General features: G+C 66.6%; 3 protein-coding genes. 2 read left to right on the top strand and 1 reads right to left on the bottom strand.

All coding sequences use genetic code 11. The features are described 5' to 3' along the window. The first annotated feature begins 169 nt into the window (after window positions 1-169). Both AAGI46_16710 and AAGI46_16705 read left to right on the top strand, forming a co-directional pair. Entirely contained in the window at window positions 170-1126 is a 957-nt protein-coding gene (locus AAGI46_16710; GenBank protein ID MEM1013849.1) for a hexose kinase, read from the top strand. A gap of 302 nt (window positions 1127-1428) precedes the next feature. Beyond that, window positions 1429-2073: a DUF2062 domain-containing protein gene (locus tag AAGI46_16705; protein ID MEM1013848.1), complete on the top strand. Its 645-nt coding sequence runs from the start codon at window positions 1429-1431 to the stop codon at window positions 2071-2073. A 115-nt stretch (window positions 2074-2188) separates the two neighbouring features. Here the strand turns inward: AAGI46_16705 and AAGI46_16700 are convergent. Continuing rightward, window positions 2189-2875: fumarylacetoacetate hydrolase family protein (locus AAGI46_16700; protein MEM1013847.1), on the bottom strand; the 687-nt coding region annotated here is incomplete at its 5' end.

Genomic DNA, 2875 nt, shown 5'->3' with positions numbered 1-2875 from the left:
GCTACGGCCCGCAGTCTGGCGGTCGCTCAACATGCGTCAGACTGCGGGCCGTAGCCCCGCAGCTACCACAAGGCTCTTTTCCGCTTTTCTTCGTGGCGCTGCGTGCGACATCGCGTCTACCCGCTGCTGCACCTTGCCCGGATCGTGAAACTTCTGTTAGTTTTCGCCCATGATCCTCTGCTTCGGAACGTCGCCCACGCTTCAGAGGACGATGATCTTCGACGGCGGCGTTGTGGCGGGGGACGTCAACCGAACGACCAGCGTCCACGACTTCGCCAGCGGCAAACCCATGAACGCGGCCCGCGTGCTGCGCCACATCGGACGCGACGTCCGATTGCTCGTGCCGCTGGGTGGACACCGAGGCCAGGCGTACCGCGAAGACGTCGCGACGACCGGCGTGGCACTGGAGGCGATCGACGTCGCGCCGCCGACGCGGCAGTGCATTTCCGTCGTCGATCGCCGACGCCGCGAAACGACCGAGCTCGTCGAAGAGCCCGCACCGCTCGATCGCGACGTCGGCGAGCAGATGCTCAATCGCCTGGGCGAGCTGCTCAAGCAGACATCGGTCCTCGTCATCTCCGGCAAGCTGACGCCGGGCCTTGACGAGGACCTGTATCTGCGTGCGGTGATGCTGGCCAAGGGTGCGGACGTGCCGGTGGTGCTCGACGCGCGCCGTGCGCCGCTCAGCGTCGCGCTGGAGGCCGGGCCGACGGTGGTGAAGCCGAACCGTCGCGAGCTGTCGAATACGGTCGGCCGCCCGGTCGATTCGCAGTCAGCGCTGCACGAGGCGATGGACCAGCTTCGGCAGCGCGGGGCGAGCTGGGTCGTCTGCACACGCGGCCGAGACGGGTCGACGCTGTGTGGCGAGCAGGAGGGTCGCGTGCGGTTCTGGGACATCTCCACGCCGCACGTCGAGGCGGTGAGTCCGATCGGTAGCGGCGACGCCTTCGCGGCCGGCCTGGCGGCGGGGTTGAGCGAGGACGTTGACGTGCCCGAGGCGTGCCGGTTCGCCTCAGCCTGCGGCGCCGCCAACGCCGCCACCGCGTCGGCGGGTCACCTGGACCCCGCAGTTGCGCAGCGTCTGCTTCAGCAGGTTCAGGTTCGCGAGATCGGGAAAGCGTCGTAGAGCTTTCGATGAATGCGATCCAAAAGAGTGTGTCGCGCGCGATCCATCTGTGAGACGTAGCCGCCCGCGTGAGCGGGCGCGTCTGTTCGTGGTGAGCGCCCGCTGACGCGGGCGGCTAAAGGTTTCCCGACGACCGTCGCCCGATGACGTGTCCACTTGTTGCCACGTTGCAACCAAACGCGCGTCGTGGTCGTACCACACGCGAGCGCTATGGGACCGTCTGCGACATAACGTGTCAGGAGCGGAAAACCGATGCGTAGTTGGGACGTGCAGGTTGGCATGGAGGGCGACGAGACACTGCGATGGCACGACGTATCTTCCGCCAGCTGATTCCCGTCAAACGGGCCATCAACGGGGGAAACCCGCTGCTGTCGCTGTTCGGTTCGCTGCTGCTGCACCCGCGGCTGTGGCACGTCAATCGACACTCGGCCGCCATCGGTGCGGCCAGCGGGGTGTTCTGGGCGTGGATCTGTGCGCCAGTGCAGACCGTTGGGGCGTTCTTGATGTCCGTCTGGGGCAAGGGCAACGTCCCGATCGCGATGGCCTTCACGTGGGTCAGCAACCCGCTGACGTGGGTGCCGTGCTTTTGGCTCGCGTACGAGGTCGGCCTGCCGCTCACGCCCGCCGAACGCGTCGACGGATTCGGCACGCTCGTGAGCGAAGCGATGGACGCGGGGCTGATCGACGGTTTCGTCGTGACGGGTCAGTTCCTTTTCGAGAACCTGCCGCAGCTCTACCCGATCTACGTGGGCGGCGTGATCCTGGGCATCATCTCGGCATCGGCGACGTACGTCGCGGTCAACACGATGTGGCGCTGGCACGTGGGCCGGCGCTGGCGTCGTCGGCATGCGGAGCGCTCGCTCGCCGACCGGCCACTCTCGCGCGGTTTGGCGGCGCTGGGACGGCTGCGCGACTTCAAGCCGATGCCGGCCCGACGCGTCGCGTGACGCTCGCTGGCTAATCCGTCATCCCGAGCGAAGCCGAGGGACCTCGCCTGTTCGGAGTGCGGTTTCGGGCGAGGTCCCTCGACTCGCTATGCTCGCTCGGGATGACGGATTTCGCTCAGACGAATCGCGTCGTGAGCGAGCCGAGCTTGTCGATCTGGACGACAGTCTCGTCGCCGGGCTTCAGGAAAACCTGCGGATCGCGAGCGACGCCGACGCCGCTGGGCGTGCCGGTGAGGATGATCGAGCCGGCGCGCACCGTCATCGTTCGGCTGAGCGAAGCGACGATCTGGCGAACGCTGAAGATCATGTCGCTTGTGTTCGACTGTTGCATCGTCTGGCCGTTGAGCGTGATCGAGATGTCGAGCGACTGCGGATCGTCGATGTCATCGGCGGTGACGATCGCGGGGCCGAGGGGGCAGAAACCGTCGAAGCTCTTACCGCGGGCGAACTGGCCGCCGTTGAGGTGCTCGTCCTTTTGCCAGTCGCGGGCGGAGACGTCGTTGGCGATCGTGTAGCCGAGGACGTAACCGAGCGCGTCGTCTTCGCTGACGTCTTTCGCGTCGCGACCGATGACCACAGCCAGCTCCGCCTCGTAGTCGACCTTTGTGCTGTTGCCGGGCAGCGTCACCTCGGCATCGGGGCCGGCGAGCGCGTTGGAGCTTTTGATGAACAGCATCGGGTGCTCCGGCGGCGTGCTGTTGGTCTCCTTGGCGTGCTCGGCGTAGTTGAGCCCGATGCACAGGATGTCCGTCGGCTCGATCGGAGCCAGCAGGGTGGCAGGGCGATCGATGACGGTGCCCGT

This window comes from Planctomycetota bacterium, assembly GCA_038746835.1.
Taxonomy (GTDB): domain Bacteria; phylum Planctomycetota; class Phycisphaerae; order Tepidisphaerales; family Tepidisphaeraceae; genus JBCDKH01.
The sequence above is the reverse complement of the archived record's forward strand: the minus strand, read 5'-3'. Positions and strand labels throughout refer to the sequence as shown.

Coding starts and splice junctions, on each gene's coding strand:
- AAGI46_16710 (MEM1013849.1), top strand. CDS start 170: ATGATCCTCTGCTTCGGAACGTCGCCCACGCTTCAGAGGACGATGATC.
- AAGI46_16705 (MEM1013848.1), top strand. CDS start 1,429: ATGGCACGACGTATCTTCCGCCAGCTGATTCCCGTCAAACGGGCCATC.